This window comes from Streptomyces sp. NPDC090083 (assembly GCF_044747445.1).
Lineage (GTDB): Bacteria > Actinomycetota > Actinomycetes > Streptomycetales > Streptomycetaceae > Streptomyces.
In genome coordinates, this window is record NZ_JBIVED010000001.1 from 532,876 (window position 1) to 557,474 (window position 24,599).

General features: G+C 72.6%; 22 protein-coding genes. 11 read left to right on the top strand and 11 right to left on the bottom strand.

The genetic code is table 11. From position 1 onward, the window contains the following. The first annotated feature begins 29 nt into the window (after positions 1-29). Both ACIPTO_RS02180 and ACIPTO_RS02185 read left to right on the top strand, forming a co-directional pair. Positions 30-533: a hypothetical protein gene (locus ACIPTO_RS02180; RefSeq protein ID WP_366311522.1), complete on the top strand. Its 504-nt coding sequence runs from the start codon at positions 30-32 to the stop codon at positions 531-533. Then, positions 530-997: a hypothetical protein gene (locus ACIPTO_RS02185; protein WP_401188707.1), complete on the top strand. Its 468-nt coding sequence runs from the start codon at positions 530-532 to the stop codon at positions 995-997. The genes ACIPTO_RS02180 and ACIPTO_RS02185 overlap by 4 nt, the downstream gene beginning before the upstream one ends. Here ACIPTO_RS02185 and ACIPTO_RS02190 read toward each other — a convergent pair. The 3 genes from ACIPTO_RS02190 to ACIPTO_RS02200 all read right to left on the bottom strand — a co-directional run bounded on the left by ACIPTO_RS02190 (position 975) and on the right by ACIPTO_RS02200 (position 3,294). Beyond that, positions 975-1,724: a class I SAM-dependent methyltransferase gene (locus ACIPTO_RS02190; RefSeq protein ID WP_401188710.1), complete on the bottom strand. Its 750-nt coding sequence runs from the start codon at positions 1,722-1,724 to the stop codon at positions 975-977. The genes ACIPTO_RS02185 and ACIPTO_RS02190 overlap by 23 nt on opposite strands. Before the next feature lie 78 nt (positions 1,725-1,802). Further along, entirely contained in the window at positions 1,803-2,108 is a 306-nt protein-coding gene (locus ACIPTO_RS02195) for a 4a-hydroxytetrahydrobiopterin dehydratase (RefSeq protein WP_366311528.1), read from the bottom strand. Positions 2,109-2,217: 109 nt separating this feature from the next. Further along, entirely contained in the window at positions 2,218-3,294 is a 1,077-nt protein-coding gene (locus ACIPTO_RS02200) for an ADP-ribosylglycohydrolase family protein (protein WP_401189673.1), read from the bottom strand. 93 nt (positions 3,295-3,387) lie between these two features. Between ACIPTO_RS02200 and ACIPTO_RS02205 the strand changes: the two genes are divergently transcribed. The 7 genes from ACIPTO_RS02205 (at position 3,388) to narI (ending at position 12,629) form a co-directional block, all read left to right on the top strand. Beyond that, positions 3,388-4,221 carry a helix-turn-helix domain-containing protein gene (locus tag ACIPTO_RS02205; protein WP_401188713.1) on the top strand — a complete coding sequence of 278 codons (834 nt, stop codon included), beginning with the start codon at positions 3,388-3,390 and terminating at the stop codon, positions 4,219-4,221. 86 nt (positions 4,222-4,307) lie between these two features. Continuing rightward, complete coding sequence (locus ACIPTO_RS02210; protein WP_366311532.1) at positions 4,308-5,171, top strand: helix-turn-helix transcriptional regulator; 864 nt, start codon at positions 4,308-4,310, stop codon at positions 5,169-5,171. 46 nt (positions 5,172-5,217) lie between these two features. Further along, complete coding sequence (locus tag ACIPTO_RS02215; protein ID WP_366311534.1) at positions 5,218-6,033, top strand: SAM-dependent methyltransferase; 816 nt, start codon at positions 5,218-5,220, stop codon at positions 6,031-6,033. Between the two features lie 92 nt (positions 6,034-6,125). Continuing rightward, positions 6,126-9,809 carry a nitrate reductase subunit alpha gene (locus ACIPTO_RS02220; protein WP_401188716.1) on the top strand — a complete coding sequence of 1,228 codons (3,684 nt, stop codon included), beginning with the start codon at positions 6,126-6,128 and terminating at the stop codon, positions 9,807-9,809. After that, positions 9,809-11,416: a nitrate reductase subunit beta gene (gene narH / locus ACIPTO_RS02225; RefSeq protein ID WP_401188719.1), complete on the top strand. Its 1,608-nt coding sequence runs from the start codon at positions 9,809-9,811 to the stop codon at positions 11,414-11,416. The genes ACIPTO_RS02220 and narH overlap by 1 nt, the downstream gene beginning before the upstream one ends. Next, complete coding sequence (narJ, locus tag ACIPTO_RS02230; protein WP_401188721.1) at positions 11,416-11,910, top strand: nitrate reductase molybdenum cofactor assembly chaperone; 495 nt, start codon at positions 11,416-11,418, stop codon at positions 11,908-11,910. Before narH ends, narJ begins: the two co-directional genes overlap by 1 nt. Then, positions 11,907-12,629: a respiratory nitrate reductase subunit gamma gene (gene narI / locus ACIPTO_RS02235; protein WP_401188723.1), complete on the top strand. Its 723-nt coding sequence runs from the start codon at positions 11,907-11,909 to the stop codon at positions 12,627-12,629. The genes narJ and narI overlap by 4 nt, the downstream gene beginning before the upstream one ends. On the opposite strand, the gene dnaK is transcribed toward narI, so the two are convergent. The 6 genes from dnaK to ACIPTO_RS02265 form a co-directional block, all read right to left on the bottom strand. Continuing rightward, the gene (gene dnaK, locus ACIPTO_RS02240) at positions 12,626-14,506 is read right to left on the bottom strand and encodes a molecular chaperone DnaK (protein ID WP_366311544.1); all 1,881 of its coding nucleotides are present in this window, start codon (positions 14,504-14,506) and stop codon (positions 12,626-12,628) included. The genes narI and dnaK overlap by 4 nt on opposite strands. A gap of 115 nt (positions 14,507-14,621) precedes the next feature. After that, positions 14,622-15,047 (bottom strand): OsmC family protein, encoded by a 426-nt coding sequence (locus tag ACIPTO_RS02245; protein WP_366311546.1) that lies wholly within the window; start codon positions 15,045-15,047, stop codon positions 14,622-14,624. Between the two features lie 53 nt (positions 15,048-15,100). Next, a complete protein-coding gene (locus ACIPTO_RS02250; protein WP_401188727.1) occupies positions 15,101-16,906 on the bottom strand; it encodes a hypothetical protein in 1,806 nt (601 codons plus the stop codon). Continuing rightward, positions 16,903-17,964: an ATP-binding protein gene (locus ACIPTO_RS02255; RefSeq protein ID WP_401188730.1), complete on the bottom strand. Its 1,062-nt coding sequence runs from the start codon at positions 17,962-17,964 to the stop codon at positions 16,903-16,905. The genes ACIPTO_RS02250 and ACIPTO_RS02255 overlap by 4 nt, the downstream gene beginning before the upstream one ends. Positions 17,965-18,055: 91 nt before the next feature. Continuing rightward, the gene (locus tag ACIPTO_RS02260) at positions 18,056-20,131 is read right to left on the bottom strand and encodes a phage holin family protein (protein ID WP_401188732.1); all 2,076 of its coding nucleotides are present in this window, start codon (positions 20,129-20,131) and stop codon (positions 18,056-18,058) included. Positions 20,132-20,232: 101 nt separating this feature from the next. Further along, positions 20,233-20,664, bottom strand: coding sequence for a hypothetical protein (locus tag ACIPTO_RS02265; RefSeq protein WP_266774095.1), 432 nt, complete (start codon positions 20,662-20,664; stop codon positions 20,233-20,235). A gap of 85 nt (positions 20,665-20,749) precedes the next feature. Between ACIPTO_RS02265 and ACIPTO_RS02270 the strand changes: the two genes are divergently transcribed. Next, entirely contained in the window at positions 20,750-21,523 is a 774-nt protein-coding gene (locus ACIPTO_RS02270; RefSeq protein ID WP_366311555.1) for an MBL fold metallo-hydrolase, read from the top strand. Next, positions 21,520-22,149, top strand: a complete 630-nt coding sequence (locus tag ACIPTO_RS02275) for a VTT domain-containing protein (RefSeq protein ID WP_366311557.1) — start codon at positions 21,520-21,522, stop codon at positions 22,147-22,149. The genes ACIPTO_RS02270 and ACIPTO_RS02275 overlap by 4 nt, the downstream gene beginning before the upstream one ends. Positions 22,150-22,281: 132 nt before the next feature. On the opposite strand, the gene ACIPTO_RS02280 is transcribed toward ACIPTO_RS02275, so the two are convergent. Together ACIPTO_RS02280 and ACIPTO_RS02285 are read right to left on the bottom strand one after the other, a co-directional pair. Beyond that, on the bottom strand, positions 22,282-23,343 hold the full coding sequence (locus ACIPTO_RS02280; protein ID WP_366311559.1) for an MBL fold metallo-hydrolase: 1,062 nt from the start codon (positions 23,341-23,343) through the stop codon (positions 22,282-22,284). Continuing rightward, positions 23,340-24,587 (bottom strand): aminotransferase class I/II-fold pyridoxal phosphate-dependent enzyme, encoded by a 1,248-nt coding sequence (locus ACIPTO_RS02285; RefSeq protein WP_401188735.1) that lies wholly within the window; start codon positions 24,585-24,587, stop codon positions 23,340-23,342. Before ACIPTO_RS02285 ends, ACIPTO_RS02280 begins: the two co-directional genes overlap by 4 nt. Positions 24,588-24,599: the final 12 nt, after the last annotated feature.

A 24,599-nucleotide genomic window follows, 5' to 3' on the forward strand; every position in this document is an offset into this window, starting at 1 on the left:
TGTCAGTGAAGTGGTCCTAGCGTCCCGCCATGCCCTTCACGGAGAAACTGCTGACCGTGCTCCCGCCGATCGAGGTGGCCGGCCGGCACATCAAGCGCTACCACGTCACCGCCGACCCGGCCGGGATCGCACCCGAGGTGCAGGAGGCGGCGTACGCGATCCTGCCCGAGCTGCTGCCGCGACCGCGCCCCGGCGACGGGCCGACGGGGGACGGCACCCCGCCGGCCACGTTCGTCGTGCTGCACCGGGGCGGGGACGACGGCGCCTATCTGAACGCGTACAGCTGGGTGTGGGACAACGTCCTGCACTTCCGGGGCGCGTCGGCGGGGCAGCCGGTGCTCGGCTGCCCCGACCGCGACCCCACCCACTTCGTCCGGCCGGACCTGCCCTGGATCGGCTGCGTCTGGGAGCTGCCACCGATCCAGCACGAACGGGACGCCTGGGTACGGCACTTGCTGGCGCCCGAAGTCCCCGACCTGGACGCCTACTTGGCCGACTCGCTGCCGGCCGGAACCACGGGGGGCCGGTCATGAGCGGCCCGCACGACTTCGACTTCCTGCACGGCGACTGGACGGTCGCCCACCGCCGGCTCACCGACTTCCTCCGGCCCACCGGCGGCTGGGCGGAGTTCGAGGGCACGAGCCGTTGCCTGCCGTTCTTCGACGGTGCCGCGAACGTCGACGAGATCGACATGCCCTACCTGGGCTCGAAGGGCCTGACCCTGCGGCTCTTCGACCGGGAGACCCGGAAGTGGTCGCTGAACTGGTCGTCGAGCGGCACCGGACGGCTGTTCCCACCGGTGACCGGGCAGTTCGCGGGCGGGCGGGGCGAGTTCCACGGCGACGACACGTACGACGGCGAGGACGTGCGGGTGCGGTTCGTGTGGTCGGGGGTCTCCGTGAGCGGCGCGCGGTGGGAGCAGGCGTTCTCGGTGGACGGCGGGGCGAGCTGGGTGACCAACTGGACGATGGACTTCACCCGGCCGCCCGCTTCCTGAAGGCCAGCACCGTGAACTCCGGGTCGGGGCGCGGCCGTTCCTGGTCCGGGAGCGACTCCAGCCGGGCGGCGAAGCCTTCGGTGAGGGGTTCGCCGGGCGGCAGCATCGTGAACCAGCCGCGGCGCAGGTCCGCGACGGTGCTGCGGGGGCTGCGGCCCTGGCCGTGCCCCCGGAAGCGGGCGGTGCCGGCGAGGCGGAGGCCGTGGTCGGCGGCGAAGGTGCGGACGTGGTCGGGGCGGTCCTGGGCCGGGCGGCGGGGGCGGGCGGCGAGGAGATCGTCGATGTCGCTGCCGACGTCGTGGGCGGCGGCCTTGTCGACCGTGGTGACGTAGACGCCGCCGGGGCGGAGCACCCGCGCGCACTCCGCGATGATCGCCGCGACGTCCGCCGGGCCCTCCGCCAGGTGCAACAGCCATACGGTCGTCACCGCGTCGAACACCCCGTGCGGGAAGGGGAGTCGGCGGCTGTCCGCGAGGAGGATCGCGCCGGGCAGCCGTGCCGCCGCCGTGCGGGTCATGGCGGGGGCGGTGTCGAGGCCCGTCACCCGCAGGCCGGGGCGGGCCGCGGCCAGGCGGCGGGTGACGATGCCGGTGCCGCAGGCCACGTCGAGGAGGTGCCGGGCGTCCCGCGGGACCAGGCCGAGCACGGCGTCCGCGGCCGCGGCGGCGCGGGGCTCACCGCCGCGGGTCTCGTCGTAGGCGTCGGCTTCCTTGTCGTAGTCGAGCACGCCGCTCCTTCCCGCCCTTCGCTGTCGTGGCCGGGCGCGCGTCCGCGGCCCGGCGGGGTTCCGCTCCGGCCCGGTCGATCAGCTCGCGCCGTGTCCCGGGGCCAGGTCCGTGACTCTGCGGGCGAGCCGGAAGTCCAGCTCGGTGATCGCGCCGCCCACGCTGTGGGTGTTCACCGTGAGGGAGACGGTGTTGTAGCCGAGGGTCAGGTCGGAGTGGTGGTCCAGTTCCTCCTGGACCTGGGCGATGTGGACGACCATCGCGGTGGCGGCGAAGTGGGAGGCCAGGCGGAAGGTGCGGGTGAGGCGGTCGGTGTCGGCGGTCCAGCCCGGGAGGTCCGCGAGGCGGTCATCGATCTCCTGCTGCGACAGCGGTGCGACGGGCATGGCCACGCTCCTTCTCCAGGTCGGGCTGCTGGGCGGTCCTCGGTTCAGCGTGACACAGGCGGCCCGGCCCGGGCGGGCTCGCCGCCCTGGTGGGAAGAGTGCCCGGAGGTCAGCCCGGTACGCACTCCGCGGCGAGGTCGTCGGCGAGGGCGGCGATCGTGGCGCGGCCCTCGACCGCCCGCACCCAGGCGTGCGGGAGGCCGTGGTCGCCGTATCGGGTGCCGAGGAGGTTGCCGCAGAGGGAGCCGGTGGAGTCGCTGTCGCCGGAGTGGTTGACGGCGAGGAGGAGTGCGGCCCTGACGTCGCTCGCCGCGAGCGCGCTGTAGACGCCGATCGCGAGGGCCTCCTCGGCGACCCAGCCCGCGCCGAGGGACTCGACCTTCTCGGCGGTGGGCACGCCCTCCGCGGCCAGGTCGAGGGCCGCGCGCAGGGCGTCCGACGTCTCCTGGTGGCCGGGGTGGCGCCGCAGAAGTCGTAGCGCGCGCAGGACCGCGCCCTCCAGGGACTCCCCCGCGACGAGGTGCGCGACGATCGCGGCGAGGGCACCCGCCGCGTAGGAGCCGGTGGGGTGGCCGTGGGTGATCAGGGCGCCGCGGGCCGCCATGGCGAAGGCGCCGTCCGGGGTGTTGAGCAGGCCGAAGGGGGCGGAGCGCATCACCGTGCCGCAGCCCTTGGAGTCGGGGTTGACGGGGCCGGGGCTGCCGTCGAGGGGGATCCACGGGTCGGGCGCGTACCCCTGGGCGATCCCGGACAGGCAGGCGTTGCCGGGGGCGCGGCGGGCGTGCAGCCAGGGCTCGGCGAGCAGGCCGGTCGCGGCGCGGTCGGCCGGTGCGGACGAGGAAGGGGATAGGGAAGGAGACAGTGAGGGGGAAGGGGACTGGGACTGGGACTGGGTCTCCAGCCACCGTTCGTAGGCCTCGCGCAGGAGCGTGGGCCAGGCGCCGCCGATGCCCTTCTCGCGTTCGCGCGCGTGGGCCGCGATGAGGGCCTCGACGGTGAACAGGGTCATCTGGGTGTCGTCGCTGATCAGGTGCACGGCGCCGGGTCCGCCGGGCGTGGGGCCCGTCACCCCGCGCGGTCCGTGGGCCGCGCGGATGCCGTCGAGGGAGGTGAACTCGATCGGGTAGCCGAGGGCGTCGCCGACCGCGCCGCCGAGGAGGCAGCCGCGGACCCGGGACCGGTACATCGCCGTGGCCTCGCCGCCGGCGTCCCTCCTGGCCTGCTCGTACGGGTTCCTCGCCTCGTTCACGTGCGCGCTCCTTCGACTACCGTCATGCGTATGACCATTGTCCCGACCGGCACCGACAGCCCGGCCGCCGCCCCGACAGGCCAGGGTGTCGGCCCGTTGCTGCGTGCCTGGCGGGAGCGGCGGCGGGTCAGTCAGCTGGAGCTGGCGTCGCGGGCCGACTCCTCGGCGCGGCACATCAGCTTCGTCGAGACGGGGCGGTCCCGGCCGAGCGAGGAGATGGTGCTGCGTCTCGCCGAGCAGCTGGACGTGCCGGTGCGGGAGCGCAACTCCCTGCTGCTGGCGGCCGGTTACGCCCCGCGCTATCCGGAGACTCCGCTGGACGACCCGGCGCTGGGCGCGCTGCGCGAGGGTCTGGAGCGGCTGATCCAGGGCTACGAGCCGTTTCCGGCGCTGGTGGTCGACGCCACGTACACCGTGGTCGCGGCGAACCGGGGCATCACCCTGCTCCTGGACGGCGTACCGGAGTCGCTCCTGGAACCCCCGCTCAACGCGATGCGGTTGACGCTGCACCCGCGGGGCATGGCGCCACGCATCCGCAATCTGGGTGAATGGCGCGGGCATCTCCTCACGCAGATGGAGCGGCAGATCGCCCTGCACCGGTCCGAGCCGCTGCGGGCGCTGTACGAGGAGGTCGCCGCGTATCCGGTGCCCGAGGCGGCCGGTGCCGGAGACCGGCCGGACGACTCCGTACCGCACTTCGCGCTGCCGCTGCGGATCGAGCACGACGGCCGGGTGCTGTCGTTCGTCTCCTCGATCTCCACGTTCAACACCCCGATGGACGTGACGGTCTCGGAGCTGGCGATCGAGACGTTCCTGCCGGCCGATCCGGCGACCGCCAAGTACCTGCACGCGTGGGGGGACTGACGGATGATCACCTCCGAACCGCTGAGAGAGTGGCCGGAACATGGCACACTGCCCCCAGGCTTCGGCGCGTTTGGGGAGGCGTGGCTGTGAGTGAACGACGGCCTGCGCCCACCGTGGGCCAAGTGGTGCTGGGCAGAAGGCTGCAGGAGCTGCGTGAGGCGGCCGGCATCAAGCGCGAGGAGGCCGCGCAGGTCCTGCGGGTGGCTCCGGCGACCGTACGGCGGATGGAGATGGCCGAGGTCGCGCTCAAAGTGCCGTACGTCCAGGTGCTGTTGAGCACCTACGGGGTCGCCGAGGAGGAGGCGGACGCGTTCGTCGCGCTCACCGAGGAGGCGAACCAGCCAGGTTGGTGGCAGCGGTTCCACGACGTGCTGCCCGAGTGGTTCAGCCTGTACGTGAGCCTGGAGGGTGCCGCCGGGCTGATCCGCAGCTACGAACCGCACTTCGTGCCGGGCCTGTTGCAGACCGAGGAGTACGCGCGCGCCGTCATGGAGGCCGGGACGATCGGGCAGACCGGGCCCGAGACGATCGAGCGGCACGTGTCCCTGCGGATGGCCCGGCAGGGGCTGCTGGAGCGGGAGAGTCCGCCGCACCTGTGGGTCATCATGGACGAGACCGTGCTGCGGCGGCCGGTGAGCATCCGCGGTGAGGTCATGCGCGATCAGCTCGGCAAACTCCTGGAGTTCGCGGAGCGCGACCGGGTCACGCTCCAGGTCTCCGAGTTCGACAACGGCCCGCACCCGGGGACGTACGCGCCCTTCTCCCTGTTCCGTTTCGCCGAACCGGAGCTGCCCGACATGGTGTTCACGGAGTACCTGACCGGCGCGCTCTACCTGGACTCCCGGACCGAGGTCTCCGCGCATCTGGAGGTCCTCGACCACATGACGGCGCACGCCGCGTCCGCACAGCGCACCAAGAAGATCCTGCGGGACTACCGCGAGACCTTCTGAGCACCGCCAGGGCACCTTCCGCGACCTCCCGAGGAGACGACACCGCATGACCGGATCCGACGCCGCGCCCCTGCGGATCGACACCAGCAAGCCGCACCCGGCGCGGGTGTACGACTGGTGGCTCGGCGGCAAGGACAACTACCCGGTGGACGAGGAGCTGGCCCGCCGGATCCTGGCCACGGACGCCACGGCGGTGCGCGGGGCGCGGGCCAACCGCCGGTTCATGCACCGGGCGACCCGGACCGCGGCCGAGGCCGGGATCCGCCAGTTCCTCGACATCGGCACCGGCATCCCCACCGAGCCGAACCTCCACCAGGTGGCGCAGGACGTCGCCCCGGACGCGCGGGTCGTGTACGCGGACAACGACCCGATCGTGCTGCGGCACGCGGAGGCGCTGCTGCGCGGCTCGGCCGAGGGCGGCACGGAGTACGTGCACGCCGACGTCCGTGACCCCGACACGATCCTGCGGCTGGCCGGCGAGACCCTCGACTTCACGCAGCCGGTCGCGCTGTCGCTGGTCGCGCTGACGCACTACCTCGACGCGGAGGCCGACGGCGACGACGTGTACGGCCTGATCAAGCGGTACGTCGACGTGCTCGCTCCGGGCAGCTACCTGGTGATGTCGCAGGTCACCCCGGATCTCAGCCCCACCGCCATCGCGCGGGCCGCCGAGCACTTCCGGCGCAGCGGCACCCCCTTCCACCCGCGCACGCTGGCCGAGTTCTCCCGCTTCTTCGACGGCCTGGAGCTGCTCGGCCCGGGGGTCATCGCGGTCTACGGCTGGCGCCCGGCACCGGAGGACGTGACGGCCCAGGCCGAGGGCATCGTCCCGGTCTACGGCGCGGTCGCGCGCAAGGCATGACCCGTACGCCCTGACCCGTACGGGTGCTGTGAACAGGTGCGCTCCCCCGCCCCGCCCTAGGTTCGACACCACGGGCGAGCAAGGGAGCGCAGGTGACGGACACGCGGACACCGCCCATGGAGCCGGGAGCGGCGCTGCTGCGGGCCGGTCGGTTCTTCCGCCCGGGCACCGCGGCGGCCGACCTGCACAGCATCGGGCTGGCGGGCGGCCGGGAGGCGGACGCCTTCTACCGGGACCGGTGGAGCCACGACAAGGTCGTGAACTCGACGCACGGCGTGAACTGCACGGGTTCGTGCCGGTGGAAGGTGTACGTCAAGGACGGGATCATCACCTGGGAGACCCAGCAGACGGACTACCCGTCGGTGGGCCCCGACCGCCCCGAGTACGAGCCCCGCGGCTGCCCGCGCGGCGCCGCGTTCTCCTGGTACACGTACTCCCCCACACGGGTGCGCTACCCGTACGTCCGGGGCGTGCTGCTGGAGATGTACCGGGAGGCGAAGAGCCGTGTGCAGGATCCCGTCGACGCCTGGGCGGACATCCAGAACGACCCCGAGCGCCGCCGCCGCTACCAGCGGGCCCGCGGCAAGGGCGGTCTGGTGCGGGCGAGTTGGGACGAGGCGGTCGAGATGGTCGCCGCCGCGCACGTCCACACGATCAAGACGTACGGCCCCGACCGCATCGCCGGTTTCTCCCCCATCCCGGCGATGTCGATGGTGTCGCACGCGGCGGGCGCGCGCTTCCACTCCCTCATCGGCGCCCCGATGCTGTCGTTCTACGACTGGTACGCGGATCTCCCCGTCGCCTCCCCGCAGGTCTTCGGCGACCAGACGGACGTGCCGGAGTCGGGCGACTGGTGGGACGCCGCGTATCTGATGATGTGGGGCTCCAACGTCCCGGTGACCCGCACCCCGGACGCGCACTGGATGGCCGAGGCCCGCTATCGCGGCCAGAAGGTCGTGGTGGTCGCCCCCGACTACGCGGACAACGCCAAGTTCGCCGACGAGTGGCTGCATCCGCATCCCGGCACGGACGGCGCGCTGGCCCTCGCGATGGGCCACGTCATCCTGAAGGAGTTCTTCGTCGACCGCGAGACCCCCTTCTTCGCGGACTACGTACGGCAGTTCACCGACCTGCCGTTCCTGGTGACCCTCACGGAACGGGACGGGGCGTACGTCCCGGGCAAGTTCCTGCGCGCCGCCGACCTCGGCCAGTCGGACGAGGGATCCGACTGGAAGACGGTCGTGCTCGACACGGACACCGGCCGGGCGGTCGTCCCGAACGGCTCCCTCGGCTTCCGCTGGACCGAGTCGGGCAAGGGCCGGTGGAACCTCGAACTCGGCGCCGTCAAGCCGCGGTTGAGCCTCTACGGCAGCGAGACCTCGGCCGGCGTGGAGGTGCTCCTCCCGCGCTTCGACACCGAGGGCGGGGCCCACGGGCAGGGACGCGGCGAGGTCCTGAGCCGGGGCGTGCCCGCGACCCGGCTCGGCGGCCCCGACGGCCCCCTCGTGACGACGGTCCACGATCTGCTGCTGGCACAGTACGGCGTCTTCCGCCACGGCCTGCCGGGCAGCTGGCCCGCCTCCTACGACGACGCGCGCACCCCGGGCACCCCCGCCTGGCAGGAGGCGCACACCTCCGTGCCGGCCGCCAAGTGCGTCAAGATCGCACGGGAGTTCGCGCGTACGGCGGAGCGGTCCAAGGGCCGCTGCATGATCCTGATGGGCGCCGGCACCAACCACTGGTTCCACTCGGAGACGATCTACCGCGCCTTCCTCGCCCTGCTCCAACTGACCGGCTGCCAGGGCCGCAACGGCGGCGGCTGGGCGCACTACGTCGGCCAGGAGAAGTGCCGCCCCTCCACCGGCTGGGCCACCCTGGCCGCCGCCTCCGACTGGTCCCGTCCGCCCCGGCAGATGATCGGCACCGCCTACTGGTTCCTCAACACCGACCAGTGGCGCTACGACCGGTTCGCCGCCGACGTCCTCGCCTCACCGCTGGGCGAGGGCCGGTTCACGGGGATGACGGGCGCGGACTGCCTGGCCCTGTCGGCGCGCACGGGGTGGATGCCGTCGTATCCGACCTTCGACCGCAACCCCCTCGAACTCGGCGAGGCGTTCGGCGACCCGGTCGCGGGCGCGGTCGCCCAACTCCGGTCCGGTGAACTGAAGTTCGCCTGCGAGGACCCGGACGCGCCGGAGAACTGGCCGCGGGTGCTGACGCTGTGGCGGGCCAATCTGCTGGGCTCGTCGGCGAAGGGCGCCGAGTACTTCACCAAGCATCTCCTGGGCACCCACTCGGCGTTGCGGGCCGAGGAGGCGCCGGAGGAGGTCCGGCCGCGGGACGTGACCTGGCGTGCGGAGGCGCCGGAGGGGAAGGTCGACCTGCTGCTGTCGCTGGACTTCCGGCAGACCTCGTCGACGCTGCTGTCGGACGTGGTGCTGCCCGCCGCGACCTGGTACGAGAAGCACGACCTGTCCAGCACGGACATGCACCCCTACGTCCACTCGTTCACGCCGGCCGTGGATCCGCCGTGGCAGGCGCGGACCGACTTCGACACGTTCAAGGCGCTGGCCGAGCGGCTGAGCGAGCTGGCCGTGGACCATCTCGGCGTGCGCAGGGACCTGGTGGCCACCCCGCTCCAGCACGACACCCCGGGCGAGATCGCCCAGCCGGGCGGGGTCGTCCTGGACTGGCGGCGCGGCGAGTGCGAGCCGGTCCCGGGGAGGACGATGCCCATGCTCACGGTCGTGGAGCGCGACTACACCGCGATCGGCGCGAAGTTCGCCGCGCTCGGTCCGCTGGTGGAGCAACTCGGCATGCCCGCCAAGGGAATCGCCCTCAAGCCGGACGAGGAGGTGCGGCGGCTGCGGGAGTTGAACGGCGTCGGCCACGAGGGCCGCCCCTCCCTCGACACGGCGGTGAAGGCCGCCAACACCATCCTCGCGCTGTCCGGCACCACCAACGGCCGTCTCTCCACCCAAGGTTTCCGCACCCTGGAGCAGCGCACCGGGCAGCCGATGGCCCACCTGGCCGCCGAGCACGAGGGCAAGCGGGTCACGTACGCCGACACCCAGGCGGCGCCCGTTCCGGTGATCACCTCGCCGGAGTGGTCGGGCAGCGAGTCCGGCGGGCGGCGCTACACGGCGTTCACGCAGAACACCGAGCAGCTCAAGCCCTGGCACACGCTCACCGGGCGCCAGCACTTCTTCCTGGACCACGACTGGATCCACGAACTGGGCGAGGCGCTCCCCGTGTACCGGCCGCCGCTCGACATGCACCGGCTGTTCGGCGAACCGGTCCTCGGGCCCGACGGGCAGCGGGAGGTGACGGTCCGTTACCTCACCCCGCACAACAAGTGGTCCATCCACTCCGAGTACCAGGACAACCTGTTCATGCTGGCGCTGTCCCGGGGCGGCCAGAACATCTGGATGTCCCCGCAGGACGCGGAGGCGATCGGCGTCGTCGACAACGACTGGATCGAGGCGGTCAACCGCAACGGCGTGGTCGTGGCCCGCGCGGTCGTCTCGCACCGGATGCCGCCCGGCACGGTCTACATGCACCACGCGCAGGAACGCACGGTCAATGTGCCCGTCACGGAGACCACCGGCAAGCGCGGCGGCATCCACAACTCGCTCACCCGGCTCATCCTCAAGCCGTCCCATCTCATCGGCGGCTACGCCCAGTTGAGCTGGGCCTTCAACTACCTGGGCCCGACGGGCAACCAGCGTGACGAGGTGACGGTCATCCGCCGCCGCAGCCAGGAGGTCCAGTACTGATGCGTCCGATGGCCCAGATCGCCATGGTGATGAACCTCGACAAGTGCATCGGCTGCCACACGTGTTCGGTGACCTGCAAGCAGGCATGGACCAACCGGCGGGGCATGGAGTACGTCTGGTTCAACAACGTGGAGACCCGCCCGGGGCAGGGCTATCCGCGCCGCTACGAGAACCAGGAACGCTGGCGCGGCGGCTGGGAGCTGAACCGGCGCGGCGCGCTCAAGCTGAAGGCGGGCGGCCGGTTCAGGAAGCTCGCGGGGATCTTCTCCAACCCCGAACTCCCGGAGATCAAGGACTACTACGAGCCCTGGACCTACGACTACAAGAACCTCACCGACGCCCCGCTCGGCGAGGACTACCCGGTCGCGCGGCCGGTCTCGCAGCTCGACGGCAAGCCGATGAAGATCGAGTGGTCGGCGAACTGGGACGACAACCTCGCGGGCGCCCCGGCCTACGGCGACTTCGACCCGATGGTCGAGCGGACGCGCCAACAGGCCTCGGACAAGGTGAGGTTCGAGTTCGAGCAGGCCTTCATGTTCTATCTGCCGCGCATCTGCGAGCACTGCCTCAACCCGGCCTGCGTGGCGTCCTGTCCGTCCGGCGCGATGTACAAGCGGTCCGAGGACGGCATCGTCCTGGTCGACCAGGACCGCTGCCGGGGCTGGCGGATGTGCGTGACGGGATGCCCGTACAAGAAGGTGTACTTCAACCACCGCACCGGCAAGGCCGAGAAGTGCACGCTCTGCTATCCGCGCCTCGAAGTGGGCCTGCCCACCGTGTGTTCGGAGACCTGCGTGGGGCGGTTGCGGTATCTCGGGGTGATGCTGTACGACGCCGACAGGGTGACCGCGGCGGCCGAGGTGCGGGACGAGAAGGCGCTGTACGAGGCCCAGTTGGGGGTGTTCCTCGACCCGCACGACCCCGAGGTCCAGCGGGCCTGCGAGGAGGCGGGCATCCCGTACGACTGGATGGAGGCGGCCCGCCGCTCCCCCGTGCGGACGCTGATCAGCGAGTACCGGGTGGCGCTGCCGCTGCATCCCGAGTACCGCACGATGCCGATGGTCTGGTACATCCCGCCGCTGTCGCCGGTGGTCGACGCGCTGACGGAGACCGGGCACGACGGCGAGGACGCGGGCAACCTGTTCGGCGCGATCGACACGCTCCGCATCCCCCTCGAATACCTCGCGGAACTCTTCACCGCCGGTGATGTCGCCCCGGTGCGGGCCTCGTTGGAGAAGCTCGCCGCGATGCGCTCCCACATGCGGGCGATCAACCTCGGCGAGGAGCCCGACCCGGCGACCGCCGCCGCGATCGGGATGACGCCCGAGGAGATCGAGGCGATGTACCGGCTGCTGGCGATCGCCAAGTACGAGGACCGGTACGTGATTCCGACCGCGGCGGTCGGGGACGCGCGCCGGCTGGAGGAGTCCGCGCTGCCCGACGAGTGCGGCGTCGGCCACCACGACGGCCCCGGCACGGGCGGCGACGGGCCGTTCGGCCGGGACTCGGGGCGCAGGCTGCTGCCGATCGTGTCCGTGGAGAACTTCCACGCGCTGCGCGAGCGGCAGACCGCGGACCACCCGGACCACGACACGAAGGATGCCTGATGCCCTCGGACGCTGTGCTGTACCAGGCGGCCGCGCTCTGCCTGACCTACCCCGACGACGACTTCCGCGCCCGGCTCCCGCTGCTGCGCGAAGCCGCCCCGCAACTGCGGGAGTTCGTCGACCACGCGGCCCTCACACCGCCCCAGGACCTGGCCGCACACTACGTCCAGGTCTTCGACTTCAAGAACCGGCACAGCCTGTACCTGAGCTGGTGGCACGACGGCGACACCCGGCGGCGCGGCATGTCCCTGGTCCGCTTCAAGGACCTGTACCGGACCCACGGTCTGGAGTTCACCGGCGAGGAGCTGCCCGACTTCCTCCCCGCGGTCCTGGAGTTCACGGCCCGCACCGGCAACCTCGACCTGCTCTCCGAGTACCGTGCCGCCCTGGACCAACTCCGCTCCCGACTGGCCGACTTCGGTACCCCGTACGCGACCGTCCTGGACGCCGTCTGCGCCACCCTGCCCCCCGCCCCCGCCGAGGTACGCCGATGAGCACCTTCCTGTGGGGCGCCCTGCCCTACCTCGCCCTGGTCCTCCTGGTGGCCGGCCTCTTCTGGCGCCACCGCTACGACAGGTTCGGCTGGACCACGCGCTCCTCCCAGGTCTACGAGTCGAGACTCCTCAACATCGCCTCCCCCGCCTTCCACTACGGCATCCTCTTCGTCCTCGCGGGCCATCTGGTGGGCCTCTTCGTCCCCGCCTCCTGGACCGGGGCACTCGGCGTCAGCGAGCACACGTACCACTTGTTCTCCCTCTACGGCGGCACCGCGGCCGGCGTCCTCACGGTCACCGGCATCCTGCTCCTCCTCTACCGCCGCCGGACGAACGCACCCGTGTTCCGGGCGACCACCGCCAACGACAAGCTGATGTACGTCGTCCTGCTCGCGGCGATCGTGATGGGCATGGTCGCCAAGCTGACCCACGCCTCCGGCAACGGCTACGACTACCGTGATTCCATTGCCCCCTGGGCCCGCAGCCTGTTCACCCTCCGGCCGCGGACCGAGCTGATGACGGGCGTGCCGGTGCTGTACCAGGTGCACGCCGTGATCGGCATGACCCTCATCGCCCTGGTGCCGTACACCCGCCTGGTCCACATGTTCAGCGCACCGGTGCAGTACCTGTTCCGCCCGTACGTGGTCTACCGCAGCCGCGACCCCAGGGAGTTGGGGCCGCGGCCGGAGCGGCGGGGGTGGGAGCGGACCGGGAGTTAGGCCGCGGGTCCCTTCGTGTCGCGTTCGTCGTCGACGATCTCCGCGTCGACCACGCCTTCCTCCTCCTGCGGCTGCCCGGAGCCGGGTTCGTCGGTGTGCCCCGCCTGCTCCGTGGGCGACTGCTGCGCCGCCTGCGCGTACATCGCCTGGCCCATGCGCTGGCTGACGGTGGCGAGCTTCTCGACGGAGGCGCGCAACTCGGCGGTGTCGGCGGTGTGTTCCAGCAGGGACTTCACCTCCGTGGCCGCCGCCTCGACCTCGGTCCTGATGTCGGCCGGAACGCGTTCCTCGTTCTCCTGGATGAACTTCTCGGTCTGGTACACGAGTTGCTCGGCCTGGTTGCGGGTCTCGGCCGCCTCGCGGCGCCTGCGGTCCTCGTCGGCGTACTGCTCGGCCTCGCGCATCATCCGGTCGATGTCGTCCTTGGCGAGCGCCGAGCCGCCGGTGACGGTCATCTTCTGCTCGCGGGCGGTGGCGAGGTCCTTCGCCGAGACGTGCATGATCCCGTTCGCGTCGATGTCGAAGGCGACCTCGATCTGCGGGACCCCGCGCGGGGCGGGCGGCAGGCCGGTGAGGTCGAAGACGCCCAGCTTCTTGTTGTACGCGGCGATCTCACGCTCGCCCTGATAGACCTGGATGCCGACCGAGGGCTGGTTGTCGGTGGCGGTGGTGAAGATCTCCGAACGCCGGGTCGGAATGGTCGTGTTGCGCTCGATGAGCGTCGTCATGATGCCGCCCTTGGTCTCGATGCCCAGGGACAGCGGGGTCACGTCGAGCAGCAGGACGTCCTTCACGTCGCCGCGGATCACCCCGGCCTGGAGCGCCGCGCCGACCGCCACGACCTCGTCCGGGTTGACGCCCTTGTGCGGGTCCTTGCCGGTGAGTTCCTTGACGAGGTCGGTGACGGCGGGCATCCGGGTCGAGCCGCCGACGAGGATGACGTGGTCGACGGCGGAGAGCTTGATGCCGGCGTCCTTGACCGCCTGGTGGAAGGGCGTCTTGCAGCGGTCCAGCAGATCGGCGGTGAGTTCCTGGAACCCGGCGCGGGTGAGCTTCTCGTCGAGGTGCAGCGGGCCGTCGGCGGAGGCGGTGATGTAGGGCAGGTTGATCGTCGTCTCGGAGGACGAGGACAGCTCGATCTTCGCCTTCTCCGCGCCCTCGCGCAGGCGTTGGAGCGCCATCTTGTCCTTGCCGAGGTCGACGCCGTACTGCCCCCTGAACTTCTTCACGAGGTGGTCGACGACCCGCTGGTCCCAGTCGTCGCCGCCGAGATGCGTGTCGCCGTTGGTGGCCTTGACCTCGATGACGCCGTCGCCGATCTCCAGCAGCGACACGTCGAAGGTGCCGCCGCCGAGGTCGAAGACCAGCACGGTCTGCTCCTCGCCCCGGTCCAGGCCGTAGGCGAGCGCGGCGGCGGTCGGTTCGTTGATGATCCGTAGCACCTTGAGGCCGGCGATCTCGCCGGCCTCCTTGGTGGCCTGGCGCTGGGAGTCGTCGAAGTAGGCGGGGACGGTGATCACGGCGTCGGTGACGTCCTCGCCGAGGTAGGACTCCGCGTCCCGCTTGAGTTTCTGCAGCACGCGCGCCGACAACTCCTGGGCGCGGTACCGGGTTCCGTCGATGGCGCCCGTGTCCGGGAACCGCCACGCGGTGTCTCCCATGTGGCGTTTCACCGAGCGCGCGGTGCGCTCGATGTTCGTCACGGCCTGCCGCTTGGCGACCTCGCCGACGAGGACCTCGCCGTTCTTCGCGAAGGCCACGACCGAGGGTGTGGTCCGCGCCCCCTCGGCGTTGGCGACGACCGTCGCCTCCCCGCCCTCCAGCACGGCGACCACCGAGTTCGTGGTCCCCAGATCGATTCCGACCGCACGTCCCATCGCCGTCCCCTTCCGCCAGCCGCTGCCCGATCTCCAGCACAAAACTTGAGTGCGGGAATGTCAATGCCGCGCCCGTATTTCCGGGCGCGGCATCGAGCGGGAGCGGCGGCGGGGGTCAGACGGACTCCACCGTCAGGGTGATCGTCGTCCCCGCGAGGGCCTGGCTGACCGGGCAGTTCTTCTTGGCGTCCTCGGCGGCGGCCTTGAAGCCCTCCGCGTCCAGGCCGGGGACCTCGCCGCGGACGGTGAGGTGGATGCCGGTGATGCCCTCGCCGGGCTGGAAGGTGACGTCGGCCTTGGTCTCCAGGCGGGTGGGCGGGGTGCCCGCGCCGGTGAGGCCGTGGGAGAGCGCCATGGAGAAGCAGCTGGAGTGCGCGGCGGCGATCAGTTCCTCGGGGCTGGTCTTTCCGTTGGCCTGCTCGGCGCGCGACGCCCACGTGACCGGCTGCACGCCGATGCCGGACGAGTCGAAGGTGACCTCGCCGCTGCCCTTGATGAGTTCGCCTTCCCAGACGGTGTGTGCGGTGCGCGTGGTTGCCACGGTGATTCCTTTCGACGCGGATGTCCTTCGGGGCCATCCGATCACATTCCGGTTCAGCGCACGCGGAAGACCGGCCCGCGGGCGGTGAACGGCAGACGGGCGTTGTGCGGTATCAGATAGGCGTGTTCGCGCCGCACCCGCAGCACGTCGCACCAGCCGTCCGTGATGACGAGGACGGGTGCGGCGGGCGGGAAGTCGTCGGCGCGCTGGAGCAGGTCGATGCCGGGCTGCAGCACCGTGCCGCCGCGCCCGTGCACGCGGACCCGGCCCGCGATGTCGGTGACCGCCACATAGCCCGCGTCGTGCGGGGCCGCGTCGCAGAACACGACCCGGGCGGCCGGTACGTCACGGGCCTCGGCGTACGAGGCGATCGCGCCCAGCGCCTTGCCGAGGAGGGTGCGGTCCATCGAGCCGGAGGTGTCGAGGACCACGCCGAAGGTGCAGCGGGCGATCTCCTCCGGCGGGAACCAGTGGCCCGCGCGCGGGATGTCGGGCGTGGCGGACTGGCGGCGCGAGGGGCGGGCGTACGACCGTACCGGTTCGGGGCGCGGCACGAACTCGTCGAACCAGCGGGCGAGTCGGGCGTCCCACGGCAGCGGCGGATGGCTCAGCGCGCGGATCTCCTCGACCAACCCGCCGGGCAGGAAGCCTCGTTCGTGCTGCTGGTGCAGGTCGAGGCCGCGCGCGAGACCGCGCCGGTAGAACTCGTCGAGGTCCACGTAGTCGCGCGGGCCGCCGATTGGCCCGCCGAGGATGTCGCCGGCGCCCTTGCCGCGCAGTGTGGCGAGGCGGCGCGTGCGGCGCAGGTCGCCGGCGATCCGGTCGTAGACCTCCTCGGCGGAGAGGTCCTTCAACTCCGGGTCGTACAGCAGGCCTTCGGGCATCGTGCCGATGTCCATCTCGCGCAGCCAGCCGTTGATGACGTAGTCGGCGGCGATGTTGAAGAGGAGCGGGTCGCGGGTGCCGCGGCGGTCGCCGTGGCGGAGGGCGGCGTGCAGCATCTCGTGCGCGAGGACGAACCGCCATTCCTCGTCGTCGAACCGGCGCAGCGGGTTGATGTAGATCTCGGCCGCGCCGGTGTCGACGGCGGCGACGGAGATGCCGTGGGCGCTCGCGAGTTCGGCGTCGGCGACGAGGGTGATGCCGGCCGCGATGCCGCCGAGGAGCGGGTAGGAGGAGACGAACCAGCTCAACGCCCGTTCCCAGGGCTGGAGTCGGGTGGGTCCGCCGCGCATGGAGGCGCGTCGGCCGCCCGCCACGTCCAGCGCGGTGGCGACGGTGCGGGTGAGGGCGTGCGCGAAGTCGAGCTGCCAGTCGGGGGCCTTGCCGCCCTGCCAGGTGTCCCAGGTCACGAGCAGCTGGTCCGGCTCGCCGCCCGCCGTGCCGCAGCGCTCGTAGCGGGGCGGGATGCCGTCGCGGCGCCAGCGCGCGGTGAGCTGCTCCTCGTCGCCGCCCGGGTAGGAGGCGGGCAGGTCCTCGGGGGTGACGCCGACGGGGAAGCCGAGCAGGAAGCGGTTGACGACGGCGCAGCGGGCGGCGAGGGCGGGGCCGTCGGGCTGCTCCCGCGACGCGGACGCGGCCGGGACGTGGCCGAAGCCCAGGTGGATGACGCAGTGCGCGATGGCCCAGGCCCAGGCGGCGGGTTCGGCGCGGCGGGTGGGGCGCACGTGCAGCACGCCGTTCGAATCGACGCGTACCAGGCCGGAGTCGGGGGTGCGGTGGCAGTCGTCCCGGCGGCAGACGGTGAAGCCGACGGCGGCGAGCGCGCGGTTGGCCCGCACCAGGCGGAGCCCCTCCTCGAAGGCCTCGGCGGCGAGGTCCTTCTTCTTCGGTCTCCCCTTGCCCTGGGGGCGGCTCACTGGCGGGCCTCGACGAGCCGGGGCATGTCCCGGGCCGCCTCGACGAGGAACCAGGCGGGCAGCAGCGGGTTGCCGTCGGTGTCGGGGGCGATGACGCTCTGGGCGACCTCGACGGAGATCTCCGCGAGCTGGACGAGCAGGGACTTGGCGCGGTACGCGGTCCGGCGGCCGCCCGCCGACAAGTGGTCCTTGTCGGCGGGGAGTTCCTTGACGAGCCGGCCGCGGAAGGACTCGGCGAGGTAGTACAGCAGGTCGCGGTCCTCCATCCGGTGGGGCCAGCGGGCGTCGCCCTTCAGGACGGCGTCGATGCCGAACCGGCTGCGCACGATCTTGACGTAGCCGCAGAACGCGACCGCGTGGGCCGGGGTCAGCGTGCCGTGCGCGAGGACCTTGAGGGTGTCCTCGTCGAGGCCGGGCCCGAAGGAGCCGAGCGCGTCGGAGAGCATGTGCCAGGACCGGGGCGTGGAGAAGGCCTCCTCGGTCTTCGGCGGCTTGGACCACAGGTGGTCGGGCCGGTTGGTGAGGTGGTCCAGGACCCACGGGTGGATGCCGTTGGCGGCGGCCCAGGCGAGCCAGTCCTTCGGGGAGGCCTCCAGGTGGACGTGGGTGAGCCGGTTGATCAGCGCGGACGAGATCGGCCGGGCCAGCGCGTTGTCGGTCGCGCGGTTCCCGGCACCGATCACGATGGAGCCCTCGGGGAGTTCGTAGGTGCCGATGCGGCGGTCCAGGATCAGCGAGTAGAACGCCTTCTGCACATCCGGTGTGGCCGCGTTGAGTTCGTCGAGGAACAGGCAGTACGGCTCGTCCCGCGCGATCGACTCCGGCGGGCAGAACACCGAGCGCCCGTCCCGGATCTGGGGGACGCCGATGAGGTCCTCGGGGGCGAGCTGCGTACCGAGGAGGCTGACGCACTCCAGGCCCAGCGACTGGGCGAACTCCCTGACCAGGGACGACTTCCCGATGCCGGGGGCACCCCAGACGAACACCGGGCGGACGGTCGCGAGGCCGAGCAGCAGCTCCGGTATCCGGGCCGGGGTGACGGTGACGGCAGCCTGCAAAGGAGGCTCTCCTCAAGGGGGTTCGGCAAGGGCGCGAGCGCGCTTCGATGCCCCCAGTGTGTGCGTACGGCCCGCCCGGCGCAGCCGGTTTTCAGGCGGCGCGCTCCTCCGGCTCGGCCGTCAGCGGGACCTGGGGTCCGTTGCACTCGCGCAGCCAGCGCCGCAGGACGCGGTGGACGTGCTCGGCGCCGACGAGGTCCTCGCCGTCCTCGACCGGTGCCGAGAAGGTGTGCGGCGAGAGCAGGAACGGCTTGGCCTGGGAGCCGCCGAGGCCGCCGTGGGAGCCGATCTGCTCCTCGAAGGCGAGGACTTCGCCCTCGGCGGGGTCGTACCACGAGTTGACCATGATGTCGGCGGTGTGCGGGAAGGAGTGGGTGCGCCGGACGGCGTCCGCGACTCCGGCGCCGAAGTCGGCCAACGGGCCCTGTCCGTCGTCGAGTTCGGCCACCGGGAGCACCACTCCGTGCGCGCCGAGGACGACCCCGCCGTGCTCCTCGCTGCGGACGAGGACGAAGCCGACGCCCGGGTGGTTGGCGAGGGTCGTCAGCAGCGCCGGGTGGCGGGCGTCGATCTCCTCCTTGCTCATGCGGTGCGGGACGTCCGGGAAGGAGACCAGGCCGAGGTTGCCGGAGGCCAGCACGACCGGCTCGGAGCGGCGGCCGGGCTGGGGGTGGAGGCCCTCGGCCTTCCCGACCGGCCTGCGCAGGGCCGCGCGGACGGCGGCACGGGCCTCGGCGCCACTGTGGGTACGGCGGGCCCGGCGCGGCACGGGCAGTCCGCAGCCCGCGCGCACGAGGTCGCCGAGGGTGAGGCCGTAGCGGCCCTGGAAGGTCTCGCCGGGGCTCTGGCCGTGGTCGGAGAGGACGACGATGCGGTACGGGCGCGGGGCGTGCTCGGCGACGTTCTCGATCAGCGCGAGGGCGCGGTCGAGGCGCTGGAGGACCTTGGCGGCGTCGCGGCTGCGCGGTCCGGAGTGGTGGGCGACCTCGTCGTAGGCCACGAGGTCGGCGTAGACGGCGGTGCGGCCGGCGAGCATGTCGCCCATGACGGCCGCGACGACGACGTCCCGCTCGACGACGGTCGCGAAGGCGCGGACGAGGGGGTAGAGGCCGCCGCGCTTGATCCGGGGGCGCTGCTTGGTGAGCCGGGCGCGGGTCGACTGGCCCAGCTCGCGGCCGACCTCGGCGACGAAGGACATCGCGGTGCGGACGGCGTTGGCGGGGTCGGAGAAGTAGGCGAAGTACCCGGCGCGGGAACGGTTCTCCCGGTTGCGGCGGCGGGTGGCGATGGACAGCACGAGGGCCTGTTCGTCGGCGCCGCCGCTGAACAGGTTGCCGCGGCTGGCGCCGTCCACGGTGAGCAGGCCGCCGTCGCCGGTGTACTCGATGGCGCGGCGCTGGAGTTCGGCGGCGCTGGTCGGGCGGTTGCAGACCATCACCTCGCCGGTGTCCTTCTCGTACCAGCGGAACGCGGGGATGTCGTGGTTCGAGCCGTGCAGGATGCCGAGCTGGCTGGCGCCGGTCTGGCTGGACCAGTCGGTGCGCCAGGGGGTGAGGCGGTGGCTGGGGCGGTCGCCGCCGAGGAGTCCCGCGACCGTCGGCATCAGGCCCCTGGCGACCGCGCCGAGCAGGACGTCGTGGCCGACGCCGTCGAGCTGGAGGAAGACGGTGCCGGGGCTGGACGGGCCGGGCGGCAGGGTTCTTCGGCGGCGGTCGGCGAGGCGGTAGAGGCGGCGGCGGTAGGCGTCGTCGTCGCGCACGGCGAGGGCACCGCCGGTGGCCGAGGCGACGGCGGACATCACCGCGGCCACCACGACGGCGGTCTCGGGGGCGACCTGGCCGCGCAGCCCTCCGTCCGGGTTGATGCGCAGGGCGATCAGCAGCAGGGACCCGTTGAGCACGAACACGAGGAGGCCGAGGACGAGCGCGGGCACGAGCAGCAGCAGCCGCACCAGCAGCGGCCAGACCAGGGCGGACAGCAGACCGAAGGCGCCGGCGCCGAACGCGGCCGTGACCGCGATCCGGGTCGCGCTGTCGCCGTCCGCCGACTGGAGCTGGAAGTCCGGCAGGATCCCGGCGAGCACCAGCATGGTGACCGTGGAGACCGCCCACACCGCGACACTGCGCCCGATCTGACTGACGAGCCGCCGCCAACGCCCTCGACCCACGCCCCGTACACCTCACACGTCCCTGGCCCGTCGACCTGGCGGGCCTCCCCCAGCCTGTCATACGAGGCGGAGGGGCCCCGGTTCCGGCGGAGGCCCCGGTGCTAGCGGCCGTCGTAGCCCGCCGTCGGCATCGACAGGCGGCGGTGCACGCGGGCCTTGGCCTGGGCGTCGTAGGAGGGTTCGGCGCGGCCCACCGTCTCGATCCGCACCCCGCGTCGCGCGCACTCGTCGGTGAACTCCTCGACGGAGGACAGCGCGCTCTCCAGGACCCGGCGGCTGGGGGCGACGAACAGGTCGAGGCCGGGGCGGACGCCGTCCCACAGGGCGCAGTGGTCGGGGCGCAGTCCGCGCACCAGGAGTTCGCGGGCGATCACATAGCCGTGGTCGGCGGCCCAGCGGGCGCACATCGCGTGCTGGCTGCGGGAGTCGACCAGGAAGGGGTCCTCGTCCAGCTCCTCCAGCGGTGTCAGGCTGGCGATGGCCGTGACCCGCACCGGCACGGGCATACCGGAGGCACCGCGTACCTGTCCCATGGCGTCCCCCTCACCTCCGGGTTTCGCCGCCGACCCTACTCCTGCCCGTAGGCTTCGGGGGAGTCGCGCGAAGGAGGCAAAGAAGGTGCCGGTGGAGATCACCTGGTGGGGTCACGCCACCTGCACGATCGAGGACTCGGACGTGCGCGTCCTCACCGACCCCCTGTTCGCGCGCCGCCTCGCGCATCTGCGGCGCCGCCGGGGCGCGGTGCCGCCGGCCGGGGCCCGGCGCGCGGACCTGGCGCTCGTCTCCCATCTGCACGCCGACCACCTGCACCTGCCGTCCCTGGCCGGCCTCGCTCCGGGCACGCGCCTGCTCGTGCCCCGGGGCGCGCTCCGCGCGGTGCCTGGGCTGCGCCGGCTCCGGCAGCTGCGCATCGAGGAAATGGCCCCCGGCGACCGGACGCGCGTCGGTGACCTGGCCGTACGGGCCGTTCCCGCCCGGCACGACGGACGCCGGCTGCCGGTCGGCCCGCACCGCTCCCCCGCGCTGGGCTACGTCGTGGAGGGCGAGGCGCGGACCTACTTCGCCGGGGACACCGGACTGTTCGACGGCATGGCCGAGGAGGTCGGGCCGGCCGACGTGGCGCTGCTGCCGGTGGGCGGCTGGGGCCCGTATCTCGGCGAGGGGCATCTCGACGCGGGCCGCGCGGCCCAGGCCCTCGCCCGGCTCGCGCCGCGCAGTGCGGTGCCGGTCCACTACGGCACGTACTGGCCGATCGGGATGGACGCGGTGCGCCCGCACGAATTCCACACGCCGGGCGACGAGTTCGTGCGGATCGCGGCGCAGCTCGCGCCGTCGGTGTCCGTGCACCGGCTCGGGCACGGGGAGAGCGTGCGTCCGGAGGTCGCCCGGTGACCTGGCTGGCGGAGGCGGTGTCCGCGACCGCGACGACCTCGCCCGAGTCCACCCAACAGGCCATCGGGTACCCGTCGTTGTTCCTGCTGGTGCTGTTCGGGGCGCTGGTGCCGGTGATCCCGACGGGGGCGCTGGTGAGTTCGGCGGCCGTGGTCGCGTTTCATCAGACGGCGCCGTTCGCGCTGGCGCTGGTGTTCGTCACGGCGTCGCTGGCCGCGTTTCTCGGGGACGTCGCCCTGTACTGGCTGGGCAGGCGGGGCATGGGGTCGAAGAACGGGTCGCGGTGGCTGGAGGCGATCCGGTCGCGGGCGCCGGAGGAGCGGTTGGAGCAGGCCCAGACGAAGCTGGCCGATCATGGGGTGACGGTGCTGGTGCTGTCCCGGCTGGTGCCGGCGGGGCGGATTCCGGTGATGCTGGCCTGTCTGCTGGCGGAGTGGCCGATCCGCCGGTTCGCCCGGGGCAACGCGCCGGCGTGTCTGGCGTGGGCGGTGACGTACCAGCTGATCGGCATTCTCGGGGGTTCGCTGTTTCCGGAGCCGTGGGAAGGGGTGGTCGCGGCGGTCGTGCTGACCGTGGTGATCAGTGTGACGCCGGCCGTGTGGAAGCGGGTTCGGGCGGCCGGTTGACGGTTCGTTGCGGAGTGCGGGCGCGTAGGAGCGGGTTCGGGCGGCCGGTTGACGGTTCGTTGCGGAGTGCGGGCGCGTAGGGGCGGGTCGCGCCCCGGCGGCGGAGCCGCACACCGACACGGCCCCGCGCCCCTACGGCATCTCGTCCAGGACTCGTGACGCGCCCACCGGCAGGTCCCACAGGTCCTGCCCGGCCAGGCCCGCCTGCGCCCAGGCCGCCCGCACCCGCGTCAGGGGTTCCAGGACCGGCTCCGCCGACAGGACGAACGTGCCCCAGTGCATCGGAGCCATCCGCCGGGCGCCCAGGTCCTGTGCGGCCCGGACCGCCTCCTCCGGGTCGCAGTGGACGTCGCTCAGCCACCAGCGGGGGTCGTAGGCGCCGATGGGCAGCAGGGCCAGGTCGATTCCCGGGTAGCGGTGGCCGATCCGGGTGAACCAGTGGCCGTAGCCGGTGTCGCCGGCGAAGTAGACGCGTCGGCCGTCGGGGGCGGTCAGCACCCAACCGCCCCACAGGGAACGGCAGGTGTCGGTGAGGGTGCGCTTGGACCAGTGGTGGGCCGGGACGAAGTCGAGGCGGACGCCGTCGAGTTGGGCCGCCTCCCACCAGTCCAGCTCGGTGACGTGGGTGAACCTGCGGCGGCGGAACCAGCTGCCGAGGCCGGCAGGGGCGAACACCGGGGTGTGGCGCGGGAGTCGGCGCAGGGTGGGGGCGTCGAGGTGGTCGTAGTGGTTGTGGCTGATGACGACGGCGTCGATGGGCGGGAGCGCCTCCCAGGGGACGCCCACGGGGGTGATCCGGGCCGGGGTGCCGAGGATGCGGCGGGACCAGACCGGGTCGGTGAGGATCGTCAGGCCGCCCATCCGGATCACCCAACTGGCGTGGCCCGCCCAGGTGACGGCGACGGTCAGGGCGTCCACCTGGGGCAACGGCGCCGGGGCGAACGGGAGGTGCGGGATGTCCGCGAGCCCTTCGGGGCGGGGTCGCACCGAGCCCTCGCGGGCGAAGCGGGCCATGGCCTTGAGACCGGGGAGCGGGGCGGTGAGCCTGTCGTGGAAGGCACGGGGCCACACCCGGCGCTCGCCGAGCGGGCGGGGTTCGGCGAGGGGCGGGGACGAGGGGGTCAACGGGGGCGCGGTGTGCGCGGGTCGGCGGGTGGCCGTACCGCTGGTGGTCGACTCTGACTGCTGCGTCATCGAGGAGGCTCCCATCGCTGAGCGTCGTCGCGGAGATCGTCGAAGACCGACCTCAAGGACATCAACGCGCGTTGCACGTGTGGCAGTTCCAACGGCAGGGGGGCCGTGAGACATTCCGCGCGTTCCGCGTCGGTACGGCCCAGCAGTGGCCCGGTGGACAGCCGCACGCGCGGCGCGCCGAGGTCGTCGCCGAACCGGTGGCCGCCGGGGGCGGGCAGGCCGAGGCGGGCGGTGAGGAACTCCTCCAGGTCCTGCGCGTCGCCCACTCCCCGCGGGGTGAGCGCGTGGCGCAGCGGCCCGAGGTCGACGTAGAGATGGCGTCCCGCCTGCGGGGGCGGGGAGAGGGCGCCCGCCCCGGTGACGGCGGCGTGCGCGGCGGCGGCCACGCGCGCGTGGAGGCGTACGGCGGTGTCGCGGCGGGCGAGGACGGGCGGGGGTTCGCCGAGGGCGTGGCCGGCCGCGGCGGCCACCGGGGCGGCGACACGGGCGCCGAGTGCGGTGAGGACGTCGAGCACGCGCGCGCGAAGGGCGCGTCCGTCGCGGTCGCCGGGGAAGCGGGCGACGGCGGCGGGCCAGCCGGACGGGAGGAGCGCGCCGGCCAGGTCGGTGACGACGGTGACCCGGTCGGGCAGCATCTCGGCGGGGCTGAGCACCATGGTGCCCCGGGGGGCGTGCAGGGTGTCGCGCCAGGTCTCGTCGCTGACCAGGTGGAGGCCTTCGGCGGCGGCGGCCTCGACGGTCTCGTGCATGACCTCGGGCGGTGCCACGGTCGCGGTCGGGTCGTCGGCCACCGAGAGGACGAGCAGCCTCGGGTCACCGCCCTCGTCCCGGATCCGGCGCACGGTTTCCAGCAGGGCGTAGGGGTCGGGCACCCCGCCGCACTCGGCCGGGGTGCCCACATGGAAGACGGATCTGCCCAGCATGCGCGCGTACGGCGCCCACCAGGCGGCGCAGGGTCTCGGCACCAGGACGTCTCCGCCGAGCGCGGCGGTGAGCGCGACCAGCAGCGCGGGGGCGCCCGGGGCGGCGGCGACGCGGGCGAGGCCGGCGGGCAGGCCCCGGCGTTCGAAGTAGCCGCTCGCCGCGTCGAGCAGGGCGGGGGCACCGCCGACGGGCTCCTCCCCGGTGCGGGACGCGGCGCCGGCGAGCACCTCGGCCAGTTCCGGCAGTACGGGCAGTCCGTCGTCGGGAAACACGGGGCCGTAGCGCACAGGCCCCTGGCCTACAGCGTCCGCCTGCCGCATGGTGCCTCCGCG